This window comes from Achromobacter aegrifaciens (assembly GCF_902859735.1).
In the GTDB taxonomy this organism is placed as follows: domain Bacteria; phylum Pseudomonadota; class Gammaproteobacteria; order Burkholderiales; family Burkholderiaceae_B; genus Achromobacter; species Achromobacter aegrifaciens.
On sequence record NZ_CADIJY010000001.1, the window covers coordinates 1,267,918 to 1,287,910 of the forward strand.

The 19,993-nt window shown below is 67.5% G+C and carries 19 protein-coding genes; 5 read left to right on the plus strand and 14 right to left on the minus strand.

Features of this window, described 5'->3' with window-relative positions:
• Positions 1-6 precede the first annotated feature (6 nt).
• From HV766_RS05770 to HV766_RS05805, 8 genes are all read right to left on the minus strand, one after another.
• Positions 7-720 (minus strand): ABC transporter ATP-binding protein, encoded by a 714-nt coding sequence (locus tag HV766_RS05770; protein ID WP_175180740.1) that lies wholly within the window; start codon positions 718-720, stop codon positions 7-9.
• Positions 713-1,492: an ABC transporter ATP-binding protein gene (locus tag HV766_RS05775; RefSeq protein WP_054451607.1), complete on the minus strand. Its 780-nt coding sequence runs from the start codon at positions 1,490-1,492 to the stop codon at positions 713-715. The genes HV766_RS05770 and HV766_RS05775 overlap by 8 nt, the downstream gene beginning before the upstream one ends.
• Entirely contained in the window at positions 1,485-2,501 is a 1,017-nt protein-coding gene (locus tag HV766_RS05780; RefSeq protein ID WP_054451606.1) for a branched-chain amino acid ABC transporter permease, read from the minus strand. Before HV766_RS05780 ends, HV766_RS05775 begins: the two co-directional genes overlap by 8 nt.
• A gap of 11 nt (positions 2,502-2,512) precedes the next feature.
• Positions 2,513-3,391 carry a branched-chain amino acid ABC transporter permease gene (locus tag HV766_RS05785; protein WP_225588902.1) on the minus strand — a complete coding sequence of 293 codons (879 nt, stop codon included), beginning with the start codon at positions 3,389-3,391 and terminating at the stop codon, positions 2,513-2,515.
• A 25-nt stretch (positions 3,392-3,416) separates the two neighbouring features.
• A complete protein-coding gene (locus HV766_RS05790) occupies positions 3,417-4,322 on the minus strand; it encodes a hypothetical protein (RefSeq protein WP_054451604.1) in 906 nt (301 codons plus the stop codon).
• A 17-nt stretch (positions 4,323-4,339) separates the two neighbouring features.
• Positions 4,340-5,269 carry a ferritin-like domain-containing protein gene (locus HV766_RS05795; protein ID WP_119449233.1) on the minus strand — a complete coding sequence of 310 codons (930 nt, stop codon included), beginning with the start codon at positions 5,267-5,269 and terminating at the stop codon, positions 4,340-4,342.
• A gap of 66 nt (positions 5,270-5,335) precedes the next feature.
• Positions 5,336-6,517, minus strand: coding sequence for an ABC transporter substrate-binding protein (locus HV766_RS05800; protein ID WP_054451602.1), 1,182 nt, complete (start codon positions 6,515-6,517; stop codon positions 5,336-5,338).
• 73 nt (positions 6,518-6,590) lie between these two features.
• Entirely contained in the window at positions 6,591-7,436 is an 846-nt protein-coding gene (locus tag HV766_RS05805; protein WP_054451601.1) for a GntR family transcriptional regulator, read from the minus strand.
• A 101-nt stretch (positions 7,437-7,537) separates the two neighbouring features.
• Here HV766_RS05805 and HV766_RS05810 point away from each other — a divergent pair, with 101 nt between their 5' ends.
• Positions 7,538-8,827 (plus strand): hypothetical protein, encoded by a 1,290-nt coding sequence (locus HV766_RS05810; protein WP_175180741.1) that lies wholly within the window; start codon positions 7,538-7,540, stop codon positions 8,825-8,827.
• Positions 8,828-8,863: 36 nt separating this feature from the next.
• Positions 8,864-10,501 (plus strand): acyl-CoA synthetase, encoded by a 1,638-nt coding sequence (locus HV766_RS05815; RefSeq protein ID WP_175180742.1) that lies wholly within the window; start codon positions 8,864-8,866, stop codon positions 10,499-10,501.
• A 22-nt stretch (positions 10,502-10,523) separates the two neighbouring features.
• Here the strand turns inward: HV766_RS05815 and HV766_RS05820 are convergent, their stop codons facing one another.
• The 6 genes from HV766_RS05820 to HV766_RS05845 form a co-directional block, all read right to left on the minus strand.
• Positions 10,524-11,915, minus strand: coding sequence for a DUF1501 domain-containing protein (locus HV766_RS05820; protein ID WP_175180743.1), 1,392 nt, complete (start codon positions 11,913-11,915; stop codon positions 10,524-10,526).
• A complete protein-coding gene (locus tag HV766_RS05825) occupies positions 11,912-13,477 on the minus strand; it encodes a DUF1800 domain-containing protein (protein WP_175163728.1) in 1,566 nt (521 codons plus the stop codon). The genes HV766_RS05820 and HV766_RS05825 overlap by 4 nt, the downstream gene beginning before the upstream one ends.
• A 99-nt stretch (positions 13,478-13,576) precedes the next feature.
• Positions 13,577-14,281 (minus strand): SDR family oxidoreductase, encoded by a 705-nt coding sequence (locus HV766_RS05830; protein WP_175180744.1) that lies wholly within the window; start codon positions 14,279-14,281, stop codon positions 13,577-13,579.
• Between the two features lie 19 nt (positions 14,282-14,300).
• Positions 14,301-15,635: a PQQ-dependent sugar dehydrogenase gene (locus tag HV766_RS05835; protein WP_175180745.1), complete on the minus strand. Its 1,335-nt coding sequence runs from the start codon at positions 15,633-15,635 to the stop codon at positions 14,301-14,303.
• Between the two features lie 62 nt (positions 15,636-15,697).
• Positions 15,698-17,041 carry a ferredoxin reductase family protein gene (locus HV766_RS05840; RefSeq protein WP_225591302.1) on the minus strand — a complete coding sequence of 448 codons (1,344 nt, stop codon included), beginning with the start codon at positions 17,039-17,041 and terminating at the stop codon, positions 15,698-15,700.
• Positions 17,042-17,114: 73 nt separating this feature from the next.
• Positions 17,115-17,426 carry a PepSY domain-containing protein gene (locus tag HV766_RS05845; RefSeq protein WP_175180747.1) on the minus strand — a complete coding sequence of 104 codons (312 nt, stop codon included), beginning with the start codon at positions 17,424-17,426 and terminating at the stop codon, positions 17,115-17,117.
• Between the two features lie 219 nt (positions 17,427-17,645).
• On the opposite strand from HV766_RS05845, the gene HV766_RS05850 reads away from it, so the two are divergent.
• From HV766_RS05850 to HV766_RS05860, 3 genes are read left to right on the plus strand one after another with little or no spacing between them, the layout of a single operon-like run.
• On the plus strand, positions 17,646-17,945 hold the full coding sequence (locus tag HV766_RS05850) for a PepSY domain-containing protein (protein ID WP_223283490.1): 300 nt from the start codon (positions 17,646-17,648) through the stop codon (positions 17,943-17,945).
• Positions 17,945-18,607 (plus strand): response regulator transcription factor, encoded by a 663-nt coding sequence (locus HV766_RS05855; protein ID WP_054451592.1) that lies wholly within the window; start codon positions 17,945-17,947, stop codon positions 18,605-18,607. The genes HV766_RS05850 and HV766_RS05855 overlap by 1 nt, the downstream gene beginning before the upstream one ends.
• Positions 18,604-19,980: a sensor histidine kinase gene (locus HV766_RS05860; protein ID WP_054451591.1), complete on the plus strand. Its 1,377-nt coding sequence runs from the start codon at positions 18,604-18,606 to the stop codon at positions 19,978-19,980. The genes HV766_RS05855 and HV766_RS05860 overlap by 4 nt, the downstream gene beginning before the upstream one ends.
• Positions 19,981-19,993 lie beyond the last annotated feature (13 nt).

The window sequence follows — 19,993 nt, forward strand, 5'->3', positions numbered from 1 at the left end:
CTCCTGTCAGGCGCCCAGATAGGCGGCCTGTACCCGTGTATCGTCGCGCAGCGCCTGGGCGCTGCCCGAATACGCCACCCGGCCTTCCTGCAGCACGTAGCCGTAGTCCGCGGCGCTCAAGGTCAGCCTGGCGTTCTGTTCGGCGATGAACAGCGTCAGTCCTTCCTGCTTGAGCCGCCGCAGCGACAGGAAGATGTCCTTCACGACCAGGGGCGCCAGGCCCATGGACGGTTCGTCCAGCATCAGCAGGCGCGGGCTGCTCATCAGGGCCCGGCCGATCGCGACCATCTGCTGTTCGCCGCCGGACAGCGTTCCCGCAGCCTGGCGGGCGCGCTCGGACAGCCGCGGGAACAGGTCCAGGACGAAGTCGAGGTTGCGGCGGAACTCGGATTGGCGGCGTTGCTTGAGCAGTTTGTAGCCGCCCATTTCCAGGTTTTCGATGACCGACAGCGGTGCGAAGACGCGCCGGCCTTCGGGCACCAGCACGATGCCGCGGTCGACGATGCGGTCGGCGGGTAGCGCCTCTATCGCTTCGCCCTCGAAGCGCACGCTGCCGCGCAGGGGGCGCAGCAGGCCGCTCAGGCTGCGCATGACCGTGGTCTTGCCGGCGCCGTTGGCGCCTAGCAGGCAGCCTATCTGCCCGGCGGGAATCTCCAGGCTGGTTTCCCGCAGGACGTCGCCGGCCCCATAAGAGGCGCACAGATTGGTGATTTCAAGCATCGGGCATGTCCTCCCCGAGATAGGCCTTCAGGACCAGGGGATCGACGCGCACCGCGTCGGCCTGGCCTTCGGCGATCTTGCGGCCGTAGTTCAGGACCAGGATGTCGTCGCACAGCTGCATGACGAAGCTCATGTTGTGCTCGACCAGCAGCACGGTTACCCCGCTGGCGTTCACTTCGCGTATGACCTGGGCCACCTGCGCCACTTCGGCATGCGGCACGCCCGCGACGGGTTCGTCCAGCAGCAGCAAGGTGGGATCGGCGGCCAGGGCGCGGGCGATTTCCAGGATCTTGGCCTGGCCGAAGCTCAGGTCCGCAGCCAGCACATCAGCCTGGCGGGCCAGATGCAGCTGCTCCAGCCGTTGCATCGCGATGTCGCGCATCTGCCGCTCGTCGCGGCGCTGGCGGGGCGTGCGCAGCATGCAGGCCCACAGGCCGGAGCCGAAGCGCGCATGGCAGCCCACCATGACGTTCTCCAGCACCGTCAGGTCCTTGAAGATCTGCAGGTTCTGGAAGGTGCGGGCGATGCCCAGCCTGACGCGCTGGTGCGGCGGCAGGCCCCGCACCGAGCGGCCGCGAAAGCAAACGTCGCCGTTGCCCGGCTGCAGCAGCCCCGCCACGATGTTGAACAAGGTGCTCTTGCCCGCGCCATTGGGACCGATGAGCCCCTTGATCTGCCCTTGCTTCAGATCGAAGGACAGGTCGGCAAGCGCGGCCAGTCCGCCGAAATTGATGCCCAGGTCCCGCACCGACAGGAAATCGTGATCAGCCATGGCGCACCTTTCCCTTCGTTGCCGCCACCGGGGATGCGGGCAGGCTTGCGGAACGCCGGCACAGCCGCTGCGCCAGTCCCGCCAGCCCGCCCGGGAAGAACATCAGGACCAGGATCATGCCCAGCCCGAACAGCAGCAGCTCCACGTCGTGGAAGGCGCGCAGCAGTTCGGGCGCGGCGGTGTAGACCAGCGCGCCGAACAAGGGCCCCCAGTACTTGCCCCAGCCTCCGACCGCGACCATGACCAGCAGCAGCACCGATGCGGAGAAGCTGAAGGTTTCCGGCGATGCAAACTGGTTGAAATGGACATAGAACGTACCCGCCAGGGCCGCCACCGCGGCGCAAAGCACGAACACCGCCACCTTGAGCGCATAGGTGTTGATGCCCAGGCTGGCCGCGCCGACCTCGCTGCCGGCCACGCTGATCATGGCGCGGCCGATGCGCGAGCGGGTCAGGTTGAGGAAGCCCCACATCAGCAGGAGGCCCGCGGCCCAGGCCAGGTAGAAGAAGCGCCGGTCGGTATCGAAGGCATAGCCCGCGATGGTGATGGGCTCGACTCCCGACAGGCCGTTGGGGCCGCCGGTGTAGTCCACCAGTTCGACGAACAGCACCGACAGGATGGCGTTGAATCCCAGCGTTGCCATCGCCAGGTAGTGACCGCGCAGCCGCAGCACGGGCAGGGCGATCAACAGCGCCGCCGTGCTTGCGACCGCCAGCGCGGCCGGGATGGAGGCGAGTGCGGGGAGGCCGTACTTGGCCGACAAGGCGCCGCTGACATAGGCGCCCAGGCCGAAGAAGCCGGCCTGGCACATGGATATCTGCCCGCAGTAGCCCATCAGCAGGTTGAGACTGGCGATCAGCATCAGGTTGATGCTGAACGTCACCGCCAGGCCTACGGCATAGCTGTTCGGCGCCACCAGCGGAAACAGGAGGAACAGGCCCCACAGCGCCAGCAGGATGCGCAGGTCGTGGCGCGCGCCGTCCCCGGGCGGATGGATTTCGGATTTCATCGTCACCCCCTTCAGACCTTGTTGATTTCGGCTTTGCCCAGCAAGCCCTGGGGACGGTAGAACAGCACCAGCAACAGCACGATGAAGGACAGCGCGTCCTTGTATTGCGAGGAAATCAGACCGCCTCCCAGCGCCTCGATCACGCCCAGCAGCACGCCGCCAAGCAAGGCGCCCTGCAAACTGCCCAGCCCGCCCAGCATGGCCGCGCTGAAGCCCTTGAAGCCGAGCATGGTGCCGTGGTCATAGGAGGTGAAGGTCAGCGGCGCGATGATCACGCCCGCGATGCCGCCGGCCAGAGCCGCGAGCACGAAGGCCACCGTCACCGAGCGCCGCACGTTGATGCCGACCAACGCGGCGGCGTCTCGGTCGATGGCGGTCGCGCGCAAGGTCTTGCCCAGCAGGGTGCGTTCGAAGAAGAAATGCGTGCCCAACATGAAGAGCAGCGCCACCCCCATCACCCAGAAGCTCTGCGGCGGAATCTGCGCGCCCGCCAGCGGCACCGGCGTGTCGCCCGAGAATGCGGGATAGCCCATCGGCGTTTTGCCCAGCCCCAGCATCACCAGGCTTTTGGTACAGATGGCCAGGCCGATGCTGAGCAGCGTCACCAGCAGGGGCGCGGGCTTTTTCAGCGGATGGATCACCAGGCGTTCGGACAGGCCGCCCGCCAAGGCCACCAGGGCCACCGCCGCCAGACAGGACAGCCAGAGCGGCAGTTCGGCGACCGCATAACAGGCGGCCGCCACCATGCCGCCCATCATGACCCATTCGCCCTGGGCGAAGTTGATGGCGTCGGTGCTCTTGAATATGACGTTGAATCCCACCGCCACGATGGCGTAGATGCTGCCGGTGGTGATGCCGGCGACCAGCAGTTGGATGATTTGCGCGGACATGTCCATGGCGAAGCCCCGGCGCCGCTCAGTTGGGACGGCGCGAGGTGAGCGCGATGCCGGGCAGTTCGACGCCGAACTCGGCCAGGCGCCGCGTCACCGTCTCCAGGTACGACCACAGGACCTCATACTCCCGGTCTGCGGACGCAGCGCCCAGGCCCGCTTCGGCCGTCAGCGCGTTGGCACGGCTTTCGGCGCCGTCGGGCTCTGCCAGCCAGGGGCAGTGGTAGCCGCGCAGTTCGACCTCGTTCAGATAGCCCGACACGGCCTGCGCCACGGCGGCGCGGTCGGCGTCGGACCAGGCCGCGGCGCGTTCGGCCACATAGAGCCAGCCGAAGGTGGCGTGACGCTCCTTGGCCTGCACGCACTGTTCCAGGATGCGGCGCGCAACGGGTTCCCGGGCGTTCTCCAGGTAGGCCCGGAACAGTTCCAGCTCCAGGCCGTCTTCCACCGCGGCGTGCGTGGTGAAGAAGGCGTCGGCATGGCAGGCGGCATCCAGTACCTGGCGGTGCCGGCATTGGTTGAAGATGGCTTCCTGCTGCGGGCTGGGCGGGCGGTTCAGGTAGCCGCCCAGCAAGGTGGCGTAGCGGTGGAAGCACTCGATCTGCCAGGCTTCCTCGGTGTTGCGCACGGTGAGAAAGTACTTGGGGTCGGACTCGCGGCCGCTCTCCAGGCACAGGCGCACCAGCAGCGCCGGCGTTTCGCTCAAGCCGGCGTATTCCACCCAGGCGCGGCGGCTCCAGGTCAGGCGCGCCGCATCGCGGACTTGCGCGTCGAGGGCGCCTGGATCCAGGCTGGCCCAGGGAATATCGGTCTCCGGCGCCCAGCGCTGCTGCTTGCCGGTTTCGTAAAGTTCGCGGATCGAGGTGATGGACTGCTTGAGCGTCAGCGGGAAGCGGCGCTCAACGGGAATTCTTGTCGTGGCTGCGTTCATGTCGGGTTTCCTCGCGTTCAGAATTCGCCGATCTTCGGGTGGTGCAGCAGGGGCAGATGCACGCCCCAAGGCTCCATCTGGCGGCGCACGCGCTGCACGGTTTCAACGAACAGGGGCTTCTCCAGTTCTTCGACCGTGGAACCCAGGCCGGCTTCCCAGGTGAGTCGGTCCACTTCCATTTCGGCGCGAGAAGCCGGATTGTCGGGCGCCAGCCATGCGCTGTGATAGCCGTTGAGCTCGACCTTTTCCATCATGTTGATCACGGCGTTTTCCACCACCTTGATTTCGGCGGCGGACATCTGCGGAATGCGGTGGTCGAGAAAGCGCCAGCCGAACGCGCAGTGCCGAACCTCGTCGCGCATGATGCGGGCGCAGATCTGCTTGGCGACGGGATCGCGGGTGATTTCGACCAGGTGGCGGAAGACGTCGAATGCGATTTCCTCGGCGGCGCAGACCAGCGCCGCGAGAATGGCCTCGACCGACACCTCGGGATCCAGCGCCATCTTGCGCACGCCATGGGTGGCGACGGAGCCCTGGTAGGCGGCCTGGGCCGGCTGCTCCATGTAGCCGCCCAGCGCTTCGGCCATGCGGTAGCAGGCTTCGGCGTGGCGGCTTTCCTCTTGTGAGCGGATGGTGAAGAACAGCCGCAGGTCGGGTTCGCACTTGTCGTGGCAGAAGCGGATCTGCAGGGCAGGGCTTTCCGAGATGGCGCCGTATTCGCTCCAGGCCCGGCGGCTCCAGTACTGGCGGGCCGCGTAGCGCTGCTCGGGCGTGTACTGCGAGGCGTCGAACAGATGCCAGTCGATGTCGGTGCGCGGGTCCCACTGCTTGACCGTTGCCAGGTGGTAGAGGTCGCGGATCTTGGGGATCCGGGTGTCCAGGTCCAGCGGAAAGATGCTTTCCGGATCGTCCAGGATCGTACGCGGCTCGGCGCTTGCTACGTTCATGACTGCACTCCCTGGTTTGCAGCGCCCGCGGCGCGCGTGAGTGGAGGTTGCGGAGATGGAACTGCTTTACTTGTAGTCGGCCAGCCGGAACTGCCCGTCGCGGTAGCCCAGCATGACGATGTCGTCCTTATCCAGGCCCGAGTGGCGCTGGGGCGAGAAATTGAAGACCCCGCCCACGCCCTGGTAGCCGGTGATGGCGGTCAGCTGTTCACGGGTCTTTTCCTTGTCGCCGCCGCTCTTGTCCAGGGCGGCGCGTGCCAGCATGATGGCGTCGTAGGTCTGGGCCACGAACTGGTTGGGCTTGCGCTTGTAGCGGGCCTCGAAGCGCTTGCTGAGGTCCACGATGCGCGTCTTGATCGGGTCGGCGTCGGGCAGGTCCTGGCCCACCGGGAACTTGACGCTGACCAGCAGCAGGTCCTTGACCGAGTCGCCGGCCAGCTTCATGTAGCGCTGGTCGACGAAACCGTAGCTGTGCACCAGGGTGAGCTTGTCCAGGCCCAGCTGCTGCGCCTGCTTGATGAACACCACGCCAGCCGGGGTGACGGTCCAGCAGATGATGGCCTGCACCGACGCATTCTTGATGCGCGTGAGCTGCGGAGTCAGGTCGGTGTCGGCGGGGTTGAAGGATTCATACGTGATGTCGATGCCGCGCTTGGCGGCAAGCCGCTTCATCTGTTCGACGGCGCTCTGGCCGAAGCCGCTGTTGTCGGCCAGCAGGGCGGCGCGCTTGATGCCTTTCTTGTCGAAGTAGTCCAGCACCCGGTCGATCACCTGGTCGTCGTCCACGGTGCTCTTGAACACGTACTTGCGTTCGGCCACCGGCATCACGATCTGCATCGAACCTTCGGTGGAAATGAAGGGCGTGGCGGCCTTGTCCACCATCGGCACCATGGCCATGGCGATGCCGCTCATGTTGCCGCCGCCGACGATGATGTCCACCTTGTCCTGGGACAGCAGCCGCTTGGTGGCGTTGATGGCCTTGGCGGTCTGGCTTTCGGCGTCGTAGAACACCCATTCGACTTTCTTGCCGCCGATGCCGCCGGCGGCATTGATGTCGTCGATGGCCATTTCCATGCCGGCCTTCATGTCTTCGCCGAGGAAGGCGGCGGGACCGGTCACGGACAGGATGGATCCTATCCGCACCGTATCCTGCGCGCTGGCGGCGTGCATGCCCAGCATCAGCGCGGCGGCCGGCAGCGCGATGGCCGCGCGGCGCGAGAACTCCAGAAACGTCTTTAAGCAAGTCATGGTGCTACTCCTGTGCCTGATGCGGGATTTAAGGGGGTGCAGCAACTTCCACGAACAGCGAAAACGTAGTCGGCTAGGCCTCCGCCACGCCGGGTGGGTTGCGGAACTCGAGCGAGTCCGACACCTGGTCCGTCTTGCCTGCGCCGTTCTGCAGCGGTACGCGCACCGAGTACCGGACCTGGTCCGCGCGGTAATGCGACAGGCCGGACATGACCGGCCGGTCCTGCTTGTCGAAATACACCAGGTGCCGCGTCAGGACGGGATCGCCGGGCAGGAGGCTGAGGTAATCGGCATGTTCGGCCTGCACCGCGCCGCCCTCGATCTTGAGGTTGCCGTAGGCCAGCTCGACCTGGCGGCCGATCAGCTCCAGCAGGGAGCCCGCCTCGGCCTGGCGGGCGTCGATGTGCGGGATGCGGTCGGTGCGCACATAGCGGTAGTCGATCGAGATCGGCACCTGCTGGACCGTGCGCAGGCGCAGGATGCTCCAGACCGGGGTGCCGGGCGCCACGTCCAGTTCGCGCGCCACGACGGCCGAGGCCGGTTCCTGCGCGCAGTGCAGCACCCGCAGGCTGAGGGGACGGCCGTGTGCGGACCACTGGTCGATGAAGTCCATGGCCGGGCTGAACTGCTCGTCGATCTTGGGGGCGCAGACGAAGGTGCCGGAACCGCGGACCCGCCGCAGATAGCCTTCGTCCACCAGTTCCTGGATGGCCTGGCGCACCGTCATGCGGCTGACGTTGAATTGTTCGCTCAGCTCGTGGTCGGTGTGGAAGCGGTCGCTTTCCTGCTGCCAGTTCAGGATCATCATCAGCACGCGCCGCTTGATCTGCACATAGAGCGGCAGAGGGGAGTCGCGGTCCAGCGCCACGGGGCTGCTGGAGACGGGGGACTCGCTGCGGACGTTCGTAAGAGTGGACATGACAGCTGGTTTCCGGAATATGTATATAGGATTTGTATATTTGTCTAGTTAACTAGACTTTATGATATATTGATTTCGAAAGTCAAGTACGGATTAGCGATATGAATATTTCTACGCTCGACCTTGCGCTGGCGCTCCCGCCCCACAGCCTGGATGCCGTTCTGTCCTTTGATCAGCCCGCCTCGCTGGACCGGGCGGACGTGCTCATATGGAATCCCGCCGGCCTGTACCCCGCGCTGGAGGCGGCCTGCGAACGCACCGATCCGCCGGTGCTGGGGGTGGGCGCGTCGGAATGGCTGCTGGCCACCAGCCGCCATTGGCGCGAACAATTCAAGCGCCTGCTGGCCGCGGGCGGCACCCTGGTGGCGTTGGTGCCCGCGCCGCGCACGGTGGGCGTGCATACTTTGCAGGACATTCTTCCTTACGACTGGTCCGATCCGCTCTGGCCGCGGCGGGTGCGCAGCCAGCCGATCGACGGCGCTGCGCTGCCGCGCCAGGCGGGCGAGCCTTTCCGCACGCTCTTCACCGAAGCCGCGCGCTGTTTCCAGCCCTGCGCGACTCTGGTCGAGGCGCCGGGCGCGGGCATACTCGAGGACGGCCAGGGCATGACGCTGGCAAGCTACGCCAGTGAGCCGCCGGGCCGCCTGCTGCTGCTTCCGGCGCTGGCGCCGGATCTGGCGCAGGACGAAGCGGGCGCGGCGCTGTTTCTGCAGGAGCTGCGCCGCTGCATCGAACGCCTGGGCCAGCGCAGCGGCGTGCGCCTGGCGGGGTGGCTGGATCTGCAGCGCGGCCCGGCAGACGAGCAATTGCACGCCCGTCGCGCGCAATGCCTGCGCGAGCGCCATGCGCTCGACCTGGAATTGCAGGAACTGGACCGCGCCATGGCCGAGCGCGACTTTTTCAAGCAGCTGCTAGCTGGCGAAGGCCTGGGAGCGGGGCTGGCGGCCGCGGAAGTCTTCCGCCGCAAGAGCGCGCCAGTGCATGCGGACTGGGTCGAGAAAGACCTGCACATCGTTGAACTCGATCAACGCAACCTGCTGCTCAAAGTGCGGCTGGCGGATGAACCTCTGGATGCCGCGGCGCTACGCCGGCTGGAAGAGGCCCGCGTGCGGGTGGCGGATTACTTTTCCAGGCCGACTTCCATCCTCGTCGCGGACTGCGCCGACAATGCCTTGCCGCCGTCCGCGCGCGCGCCGCGCCGGCATGCCGTGCTGGAAGGCCTGGACGATGCCTATGTGCTGAACGGGCTGCACCTGTATGGCTGGCATCTGGAGACTCCCGGCGACAGCCCTGACCGCCTGCTGCAGCGTTTGATGCAGGCGGATGCGGACCTGAGCGATTCCCTGCTGCGCGCGACGCTGCGCGGCCTGACCCCGCCAGCCGACGCCTGAAGGGCGTGGTGAGCGTTTCGATACTGTGAGACTCCGATGCCCGCCGACACCCCCGACCTGCAAGTCCTGGATATCGAACGCAACAGCGCCAACCATCTGGCGCTTTCGCCGCTGACCTTCATCGAGCGCGCGGCGAAGGTCTATCCGGAACGCACTGCCATCGTCCATGGCGCGCTGCGCCAGAGCTGGCGCGAAACCTATGCACGCTGCCGCCGGCTGGCCAGCGGGCTGGCGCGCCTGGGGGTGCGGCCCGGCGATACGGTGGCCGTGATGGCGCCCAATATCCCGGCGCTGTACGAGGCCCATTTCGGGGTCGCCATGGCGGGCGCGGTGCTCAATGCCCTGAACACCCGGCTGGACGCCGAAACACTGTCCTTCATCCTGGATCATGGCGCCGCGGTGGTGCTGCTGACGGACCGGGAGTACGCTCCCGTCATGGCGCAGGCCTTGGCCAAGACCCGCAGGCGCATCCGCGTGGTGGACATCGACGATCCCGAATACGGCGGGCCGGGCGAACTGCTCGGGGAAATGAACTACGAAGCCCTGCTGGAGACGGGCGACGCGGCGGCCGGGTTCCCCTGGCCGGCGGACGAATGGCAGTCGCTGTGCCTGAACTACACCTCCGGCACCACCGGCAGCCCCAAGGGCGTGCTGTACCACCATCGCGGCGCCTATCTGAATGCGATGGGCAACGCCCTGGCCTGCGATATGCGCCAGCATGCGGTGTATCTCTGGACCTTGCCGATGTTCCACTGCAATGGCTGGAGCTTTCCCTGGACCATCGCGCTGCTGGCGGGAACCAATGTCTGCCTGCGGCGGGTCGAGGCCGGCGCCATTTTCGACGCCATCCAGGCGAATGGGGTCGATTATTTCTGCGCCGCGCCGGTGGTGCTGGGCATGCTCATCAACAGCCCGCCCGAAATCAAGCGGCGCGCGATCCGGCCGGTGCAGGCGCTCATCGGCGGCTCTCCGCCTCCGGCCGCCGTCATCGCGGCGATGGACGAACTGGGCATAGACGTCACGCATCTGTACGGCCTGACGGAGAGCTACGGTCCGTCGATCAGCTGTGCCTGGCACGAGGCCTGGAGCGATCTGCCGCTGGATGAGCAGGCTGCGCTGAAGGCCCGCATCGGCGTGCGCAAGCACACGATGGAACAGGTCCGCGTGCTGGATCCCGCCACGCTGGCGCCCGTGCCGCCGGACGGCGTCACCGTGGGCGAAATCATGATGCGCGGCAACACGCTCATGAAGGGCTATCTGAAGAACCCGCAGGCCACGGCGGAAGCCTTCGCCGGAGGCTGGTTCCATACCGGCGATCTGGCCGTGGTGCATCCCGACGGCTATCTGCAGGTCAAGGACCGCGCCAAGGACATCGTGATATCAGGCGGAGAGAACATCTCGACCGTCGAGGTCGAGGATGCGTTGTACGGGCATCCCGCCGTATTGGAAGCCGCCGTGGTGGCGCGGCCGGACGCCAAGTGGGGCGAGACGCCTTGCGCCTTCGTCACGCTGAAGGATGGCAGCGCCGCGACGGCGGAAGAACTGACCAGCTTCTGCCGGGGCCGCCTGGCCGGTTTCAAGGTGCCGCGCACTTTCGTGTTCGGCCCGTTGCCCAAAACCGCCACGGGCAAGATCCAGAAGTATCTGCTGCGCGAACAGGCGCGGCAGCTGTGAATTCGCCGCCGCCGGCGCGGCCCTAAGCGCGCGGCAGCAGGTCCAGCGCCTGCGCGTCGAAGCGCCGCAGATTGGGGAACACCAGCCCCAGATCCTCGCGGCTGGCGCCGAACCAGCCGCCCAGGGACGCGCCCAGCTGATCCACGGCCAGGGTCGGCAAGAGGCGGCCGTTGTCGACGAAGCCGGGGCCGTCCAGGGCGATTTCCGGATGGCTGCCGTAGTAGCGGCCGCCCTTGACCGCGCCGCCCAGTACAAAGTGATGCGAGCCCCAGCCGTGGTCGGAGCCGTTGCCGTTGGAGCCCAGGGTGCGGCCGAATTCGGATGCCGTGAACGTGGTCACCTGGTCCGCCACGCCTATCGCGGAAAGCGCCTGCTGGAACGCGGCCAGCGCCTGGCCCAGTTCCTTGAGCAGGGCGGGGTGGGTGTCGTTCAGTCCGGCGTGGTTGTCATAGCCGTTCTGCGAGACGAAGAAAACCTGGCGGCGTGCGCCCAGCGCCTGGCGCGCCGCGATGATGCGGGCGACGATTTTCAGCTGCTGCGCCAGGGGGGACGAGAACTCGCCCGGCACGGCCACGTCCGCGAGGGCTGCACGCAGGCGCCCGTCGGCGTCGATGGACTGCGCGGCGATGCGCGACATCTCGCGTTCCATCAGGTGCTCGCGCGGCTGCGTGATGAGCTGGCGCAGCAAGGCCGTGCAGGCGCTGGAGCCATACATGTCGCGGCCCAGCAGGTCTATCTGCGTGGAGCCGTTGATGCCCACGCGGTATCCGGCGATCTTGCGTCCGGCCAGCAGCACGCTGCTGCCGCCCGCGGTGATGCCCGTGAAGGTGCGCTGCGCGTTGGCGTCCGCGAACAGGTCCGTCAGCCTCCCGGCCCAGCCCGACGCCGCGCCTTCCGGCGCCAGCGCCTGCCAGTACGACTGCTGGTCGTTGTGGGAAAACAGCTTGGGCGGCAGTGGCACGCGCGCGCCTATGTATTCCTGCTTGGAGGTGGGCGCAACCAGCGGACCGATGTTCAGCAGCACTGCCATGTCGCCGCTTTCATACAAGGGCTTGAGCGGAGCCAGCGATGGGGCCAGCGCAAACTGGGCGCCGCCGGAGGCGGGTTCCTTGCCGCGCAGCGCCGTGGCCTGCAGGGCGTTGCGCGGCAGGGCGATGTCGGTGCGCGCCTGGGCATAGGCCTTGTAGGCGGCCGTGTCGTAGGGAACCAGCGAGTTGTAGGGGTCGTTGCCGCCGTACAGGAACACGCAGACCAGCGCCTTGTACGAGGAGACTGGCGCTGATTGCGCCGCAGCCGCGCCCAGGGCCGCCAGGTTCAGCGCCAGTGGCGCGGCGGCGCCCGTGGCGCCCAACGCGCAGGCGCGCAGCAGGAATTCGCGGCGGCTGGTTTGCGCGGCGTGGCGGGAATTCTTCATTTCTGCACCAGGTATTCGGGGCTGGCGGCCACCAGCATGATGGCGGCGCGCACGCGGTCGCGCGGCCGGCCCGCCGGTATCGTGGCCACGGCGCGCGCGATGCTGCCGGCGGTCTCGGCGGAATAGGCATCGCCCGCCAGCAGCAGCGCCACCCGCGCCACCAGCGCGGACGGATCCTGCGCCAGCGCGATCTCGGCGGCATAGGGCGTCTGCAGATCCTCCCACCCCCGGTCCACATAGATGGCCAGGAAGTTCAGGTAGCCGGCAATGCTGGTCTCATCGGTGATCTGCAGTTCCGGCGCCACCAGGTTCCTGCGCGCCAGCTCGGTCACCGGCGGCACGTAGCGCGGACGGAAGAAATTGAAGACGCTGGCGGATCGCATCGGGCTCTGGGCCAGCCGGATCGTGTTGTCAGTGGTGTCCGGCATGGCCCAGGCGCCGTTGTTGGAGGTCGCCCCGAAAGCCCGCGCCCAGGCCGCGAAGCGCACGATGGGTTCGCGCACCTTGCCCCAGCCGGGCGCGGCCAGGTCGGGGTTGCGCGCCTCCGGGTCCAGCAGGACGGCGCGCACCACGGCCTTCAGGTTGCCGCGCTTGCCGCTGCCGTCGTCGTTGAAGGCGGCCGACACGCGCGCGACATAGGCGCGGCTGGGATTGCTGGTGACCAGCCGCTGGATCAGCTGCGTGCCGATGAAGGGGCCCACGTTGGGATGGGCGCAGATCACTTCCATGGCGCGCTTGAGCGACAAATGGCCGTCGGTGCCTGCCGGCACCACCGCGCCCAGAAAGCGCTTCTCGGCCAGCGAGTGCAGCGCATTGTTCAAGGCCATGGGGCGGCGGTGGAATTCGACGTCGGTTTCGGGGCCGTTGATGTCCCAGCCGGTGAAGACCTTGGCCAGCCCCTGCACGTCCGCGTTGGTATACGTTTCCACGGGCGCGCCGTTGACCATTCTTTTGGCGCCGTCCGGTTCCAGCTCCAGCAGCCCGATGCTGAACAACTGCATGACTTCGCGGGCATAGTTCTCGTCGGGATGGCGGCCGGTCTTGGGATCTTCCTTGCGGTTGCCGCGATAGGTCAGCATGCAGCCCATGGACAGGTTGCGCGTGACGGCCGTCAGCAGTTGCTGGTAGTTGCCCAGGGCATGCTCGGCCAGCAGGTCCATGAAACCCGCGGCGCCGAACAATGGCCAGGATGCGGTGATGGACGATACGCCCACCACGAAGATCTCCGACAGCGCAAACGCGACCCGCGTGCGGACCTGATCCGGGGCCGAGATGAACTTGCGCCACAGCGTGGATTCCAGGGGCGCGTTGATGCCGTTGCCCTTGAACTCCTCGGTGTTCTTGCGCTGCTGCAGCAGCCAGTCGAAGTGGGTCTGCGACGGCGGCATGGCCAGCTGCGCGTCCAGCCAGGCCGCGTAGCCGTCGCGCACCACGGCGTCGATCTCGGCGGGCGTGGGGCCGAACGTGGCCTGCGCCAGGAAACGCGAGGCCTGGCCCGGGGTCGGTTTTGCGTGGGAAGTATCGGCGGACTGCGGCGCAGCCGCTGACGGCGTAGCGGACATGCGCGGCACCTCGTCGAATGCGAAAACCTACGGTACTGAAGCCCCGGGCAGGCTTCAATACCGTCATTCGGACGAGAGACTAGTCCTAAAGCATGAGCTTCAGACCGAACGCGTGATGCCGCCGTCGATGCGGATGTTCTGGCCGGTGATGTAGGAAGAAGCGTCGGATGCGAGGAACGCGATCAGGTCGGCGACTTCTTCGGCGGTGCCGTAGCGGCCCATCGGAATGCGCGTGCGGCGGTCTTCCTTTTCAGGCAGGCTGTCGATGAAGCCCGGCAGCACGTTGTTCATCCGTACGTTGTGTTCGGCGTACTCGTCGGCGAACACCTTGGTGAAGGCGGCCAGCCCGGCGCGGAACACGCCCGAGGTCGGGAACAGCGCTTCGGGTTCGAAGGTGGCGTAGGTCGAGATATTGACGATGGCGCCGGACTTCTGCTGCTTCATCACCGGCGCGACCAGGCGCGCGATGCGCACCACGTTCAGCAGGTAGAACTCCATGCCCAGGTGCCAGTCCTCGTCGCTGATCTCCAGCAGCGGGCCCTTGGGGCCGTGGCCGGCGCTGTTGACCACGGCATCGATCCTGCCCCATTTTTGCTGCGTGGCGTCCATCAGCCTCGCCAGGTCTTCGGGCGAGCGGTTGGATCCCGTGACGCCCAGGCCGCCCAGTTCCTGCGCCAGCGCCTCGCCCTTGCCGGAGGAGGACAGGATGGCTACGCGCCAGCCGTCAGCCGCCAGTTTGCGCGCCGCCGCCGCGCCCATGCCGCTGCCGCCGGCGGTGACGATTGCCACTTTTTCCGTGCTCATGCTCACTCCTGGTCTTGAATTATTTGGGAGCGGCCATTGTAGAAGCGGGAGCGACCCGCCACACCACATTGCCGACGTCGTCGGCCGTCAGCAGGCCGCCCTGGCGGTCTATCGCCACCCCTACCGGCCGTCCCTGGGCTTCGCCGCTTTCGTTCAGAAAGCCCGTCAGCACGTCGCGCGCCGGCCCGTCGGGCTTGCCGTCGCGAAACGGCACGAAGATGACCTTGTAGCCGCTGCGCGGATCGCGGTTCCACGAACCATGCTGGCCCACGAACATGCCGTCCGTGTAGGGCGCGGGCAGGCGCGACCCGCCCGACCAGGCCAGCCCCAGCGAGGCGGTGTGCGGGCCCAGCGCGTAGTCGGGCACGATGGCGCGCGCCACCAGGTCCGGACGCGGCGGCTGGACCCGGCTGTCGACGTGCTGGCCGAAGTAGCTGTAGGGCCAGCCGTAAAAACCGCCATCCCGCACCGAGGTCATGTAGTCGGGCACCAGGTCGCTGCCCAGCTCGTCGCGCTCGTTGACGGCCGTCCACAGCGTTTTGCTGTCGGGCGCCCAGGCCATGCCCACGGGGTTGCGCAGGCCGGTCGCGTACAGGCGCTTGTTGCCGCTGGCCACGTCGATTTCCCAGATGGCGGCGCGGCCCTCTTCGATGTCCATGCCGTTTTCGCCGACATTGCTGTTGGAGCCGACAGAGGCGTACAGCTTGCTGCCGTCGGGGCTCGCCAGCAGGTTCTTGGTCCAGTGGTGGTTCAGGCCCGCAGGCAGGTCGGTGACCTTCACGCCGGGGGCGGTGATCCGCTCCTGGCCGGTTTCGTAGGGAAAGCGCAGCACGGCGTCGGCGTTGGCGACGTATAACTGATTGCCGATCAAGGCCATGCCGAAGGGCGAGTTCAGGCCGTCGAGCAATACGCTGCGCGTTTCGGCGATGCCGTCGTGGTCGGCATCGCGCAGCAGGGTGATGCGGTTTGCGCTGGGGGTCCTGGCGCCGGCGCGTTTCATCACCAGGCCGGCGACCCAGGCCTTGAAGCCGCCGGAAGCCGACTCGGGCTTGGGCGGCGCGTTGGTCTCGGCTACCAGCACGTCGCCGTTGGGCAGCACGTACAGCCAGCGCGGATGATCCAGGCCGCTGGCGTACGCCGTTACCGACAGCCCGTTGGCTGCGACGGGCTGTGCGCCCGCGGGCCAGCCCACGGCCTTGGCCGTCTTCACGGTGGGTATGGTGGTGGGATTGGGGGCGGGCAGTTGAGGCGACGGGCCCATGCCGGCTTCGACCGGCAAGGTGGCCATTTCGCCGCAGGCGTTGAGAGTGGCGGCGGCCATCACGGCGGCCAGCAGAATGCGGGGGGTGGGCATGACGCATGCTCCGGGGGCGGTGAGGTCCATCATACGCTTGGACCTCCGTAGCCCCGGCGCGCTCAACGCATCTGGAACGCCTCCTGATGCCAGCGCACGGGCTTGGCGCCCAGCTTGCGCAGGCCGCGCCTGAGCGCGTCGGCCAGGCCGGCGGGTCCGCAGAACCAGACGTCGGCGACACGGCCCGCGGCCACCTCGCCCTGCGCCAGTGCTCCAGCCGTCAGCGTATCGCCGTCGTGCGCGCTATGGATGGCGAGCGTCACGCCGTCCAGCGCGGCGCAGCGTTCCTTGAGCAGCGGCACGAAAGGATCTGCCGAGGCATCGCGCACGCAATAGTGCAGCCACACGCGCGGCGTTGGCGCTTGTCCTTCCTGCAGGGCTTCCAGCCATGCGAGGAAAGGGGTGACGCCTATACCGCCCGCCACCCAGACCTGCGATGCTGCGGCAGCGTCCGGCTCCAGTTGAAAGCGCCCATAGGGGCCTTCGACGGCGACCGGCTGGCCGATGCGCAGCGTGCGCGCCAGGCCGCGGGTGTAGTCGCCCAGCGCCTTGATCTGGAACGTGACGCGAGATTCGCCCGCCACGGGGGCGCTGGCGATGGTGTAGGGATGGGCGCCTTCCTTGCGGTCGAACGTGACGAAGGCGAACTGTCCCGCCTGATGCTCCCGCCAATTGGCGTCGAGTTCGCAGCTGACCTCCAGGATATCGCCTGGCTGGTGCGCCAGCGACACGATCCTGCCTTGCGCGCGGCGGCCGCTGCCCACGCGTCCCAGCAGCGCCACCAGCGCGGCATAAGAACCGGCGGCCAGCAGCGGAATCAACAGCAGGCCGACCGGACCGCTCCAGTAGCGCGCGGGAGCCAGCGCTGCCGTGTGGAACGCCAGCGCCAGGAACAGCACAGGCATCGCGCGGTGCAGGAGACGCCAGCCCCGGTAGGGAAAGCGCCGCCACAAGGTGATTGCGAGCATCGCCAGCAGCAGGTAGATCGACCACTCGCCCAGGTCCTTGGCCAGGCCGCGCGAGCTTTCGAACAGCGTCAGCACGACGTCGCGGGCGGGGCGGTTGCCCGCGTCCGCCAGGCTCTTCAAGGGGCCGCTGGCCAGCTTCAGCAACCAATGCGCGGCGCCGGCTGATACTGCGAGGATTCCGGCCCATTTGTGCAACCGGTATATCTTGTCCATGCCGCCCAGCGGGCGTTCCAGCCACGCGGGCCGCAGCGCCAGCAGCATGATCAATGCCATCAGTCCGATGGACCAGACGCCGGTGAGGTAGAGGCCTTGCTGGCGCGCCACCCAGTACCAGGCGCCGGTGGCCGGCGGCTGCAGGATGAACGCGTCCAGGCCCCAGGCCAGGGTCAGGACTAGCAAAAAGCCGCCTATGGCGGCGCCGGTTCCTATCGGTTTCATGATGGTGTCCATGTCGGGACGCTCGGCCCGCCGGTTGCGGGCGGAGCGGGGTAGGCGCGTAGGCGCCGGCGCTTCAGTCCTTGATGCGGCTGCGCAGGACGGCGCCGCTCTGGGCGTCGACCCGCAGCTTCACGCGCTGGCCTTGCGCGTTGTCGGCCTTGACGTCGTAGCGGCCGTGCTCGAGCTCGATCTCGGTGATGTTGCGATAGCCCGCGGCGGTCAGCGTGTCGTAGATCTGGCGCACGGTCAGCGTCGCGTTGGCGGGGGCCGTGGCGGCGGGCTGGGCCGGCGCCGGGGCGGTCGTCTGGGCGTGCACGGCGGCGGCGCCGGCCAGGGTTGCGGCGCCAAGCGCCAGGGCGGCCAAGGTGTTGCGGATTGCGGTCATGGAATGGCTCCTAGGTTGTTGCGGGTTGCCGGAATGGCGACCATGACCGCATTATTCGGGTGTGCGGATGAACCAATTCTGAAGCTGCCGTTCACGTGCCGTTCATTTTTCCGGCGCTATAACTGGGCGGACAATCGCCTCTTATGGCGGACCCCGAATGCGAAAGAAACCATGACCCGAGGAACCCGTACCCGAATCTGGCTGTCCTGCGGCGCGCTGATGCTGGCGCTGGCCGCGGGCCCCAACGCGGGCCTGGCCGATGAAAGCGACCACGAACAAGCGCGCCAGGCCTTGCAGGCCGGCAAGGTGCTGCCCCTGCGTTCGGTGCTGGACATCGTCGAACGCGACTATCCTGGGCAGGTGGTCAAGGTCGAGTTCGAAGAGGACGACGGCGAGTTCATCTACGAGATCCGGCTGCTGCAAAGCGGCGGCCGGCTGGTCAAGCTGAAGATCGACGCGCGCGACGGCAAGGTGCTGGGCGTGAAGGGGCGCGACATCCAATTCCGGGACAAGCACTGATGCGCATACTCGTGGTTGAAGACGAGCCGACCCTGGCCACGCAGTTGGCCGATGCCTTGCGCCAAGCGGGCTATACCGTCGACACCGCCGCGGACGGCGGAACGGCCCAGTACATGGGCGCGGTCGAGACCTACGACGTGGTGGTGCTGGACCTGGGCCTGCCGGTCATGGACGGCCTCACCGTGCTCAAGCAGTGGCGCGCGGGCGGCCAGGGCATGCCGGTGCTGATCCTCACGGCGCGCGACAACTGGCACGAGAAGGTCGCCGGCATCGATGCCGGCGCCGACGATTACCTGACCAAGCCCTTCCACATGGAAGAGCTGCTGGCGCGGGTGCGGGCGCTCTTGCGCCGCTCCAGCAACCACGCCAGCGCGCAATGGCGCTGCGGTCCGCTGATGCTGGACACGCGGCAGGCCAAGGTCACGGTGGACGGCCAGGCGCTGTCCCTGACCAGCCATGAATTCAAGGTGCTGGCCGTGCTGATGCAACGCGCGGGCGAAGTGATTTCGCGCAGCGAGCTGACCGAGCACGTCTACGCCCAGGACAATGACCGTGACTCCAACACTATCGATGTGTTCATCGCGCGGCTGCGCAAGAAACTGCCGCCCGATACCATCGAAACCGTGCGCGGCCTGGGTTACCGCCTGGCCTGCGCCGCATGATGCCGCAGCGCGCGCGCGCGCCCGGCTCGCTGCGCTGGCGCCTGCTGGCCGGCACGCTGGCCTGGATCCTGGTCACGGTGGTGCTGGCCGGCTGGGGCTTGGGCAGCTTGTTCCGCCAGCACATCACCGAGCAGCTGCGCGCCGAGCTGACCCTGCACCTGAACCAGCTGACGGCCGCGGTGAACACGGCTCCGGACGGTCGCCTGGTGGTCTCGCCGCCCCTGAGCGATCCACGCCTGGAGCAACCGCTATCAGGCCTGTATTGGCAAATCGACCGGCTCGACGAACAGGGCCGTCCGGCGGCCGTGGGCGCGGCGCGCTCGCGTTCGCTCTGGGATCAGGTGCTGGAGTTGCCCGCCGCGGACAGCGCCGACGGGGTGTATGAAATCGCGGGGCCGGAAAAGCACAGGCTGACCGCCTTGACGCGCACGCTGGAACCGGCCGAGACCGAGGCAGCGCCGTTGCGCCTGATCGTGGCGGCCGACAGCCAGGTGCTGGCGGAGCCGATCGAGCGCTTCAATCACATGCTGTTGATTTCGCTAGGCGCGCTGGCGGCAGGCTTGACGCTGGCGGCCGTGGTCCAGGTCCTGGTCGGGTTGCGGCCGCTGGCCAGGCTCAGGCGGCAGCTCGCCGGGCAGCACGGGGGCGCCAGCGTGCGCATCGAAGGCCGCTTTCCCAGCGAAATCCAGCCGCTCGTCGACGACTTCAATCGCGTCCTGGACGTCAATGCCGACATGGTGCAGCGCGCGCGCACGCAGGCCGGCAATCTGGCGCATGCGGTGAAGACGCCGCTGACGATTCTGGGCAATGCCGCGGCGCGCGAGGAAGGGCCGCTGGCGGCGCTGGTACAGGAGCAGGTCGGCATGGCGCGCCGCCAGATCGACTATCACCTGGCGCGCGCCCGCGCCGCCGCCGCGTCCGGCGCGGCCGACAGCCGCACACCGCTGCGCAAACCCATCGAGGGGCTGCTGCGCGTCATGCAGCGCTTGTATGCGCAGCGCGGACTGCTGCTGGAAATGCCGGAATTTGCCGAGGGCCTGGTATTCCGCGGCGAAGAACAGGATCTGCAGGAGATGGTTGGCAACCTGCTGGACAACGCCTGCAAATGGGCCGAGCGCCAGGTGCAGGTCAGCGCAAGCGCCGCCGGCCAGGGCCAGTTGCTCATCCAGATCGACGATGACGGCCCGGGCATCGCCGACGAGGAACGCGAGCGCATCTTCCTGCGCGGCGTGCGCATGGACGAGCAGCGTCCCGGATCGGGCCTGGGCCTGGACATCGTGCGCGACCTGGCCAGCACCTATGGCGGCCAGGCGCAAGCCGAGCGTTCGCCGCTGGGCGGCTTGAGGGTGTCGTTGTGGCTGCCGGCCGCCTGAGGCCGGCGCCGGG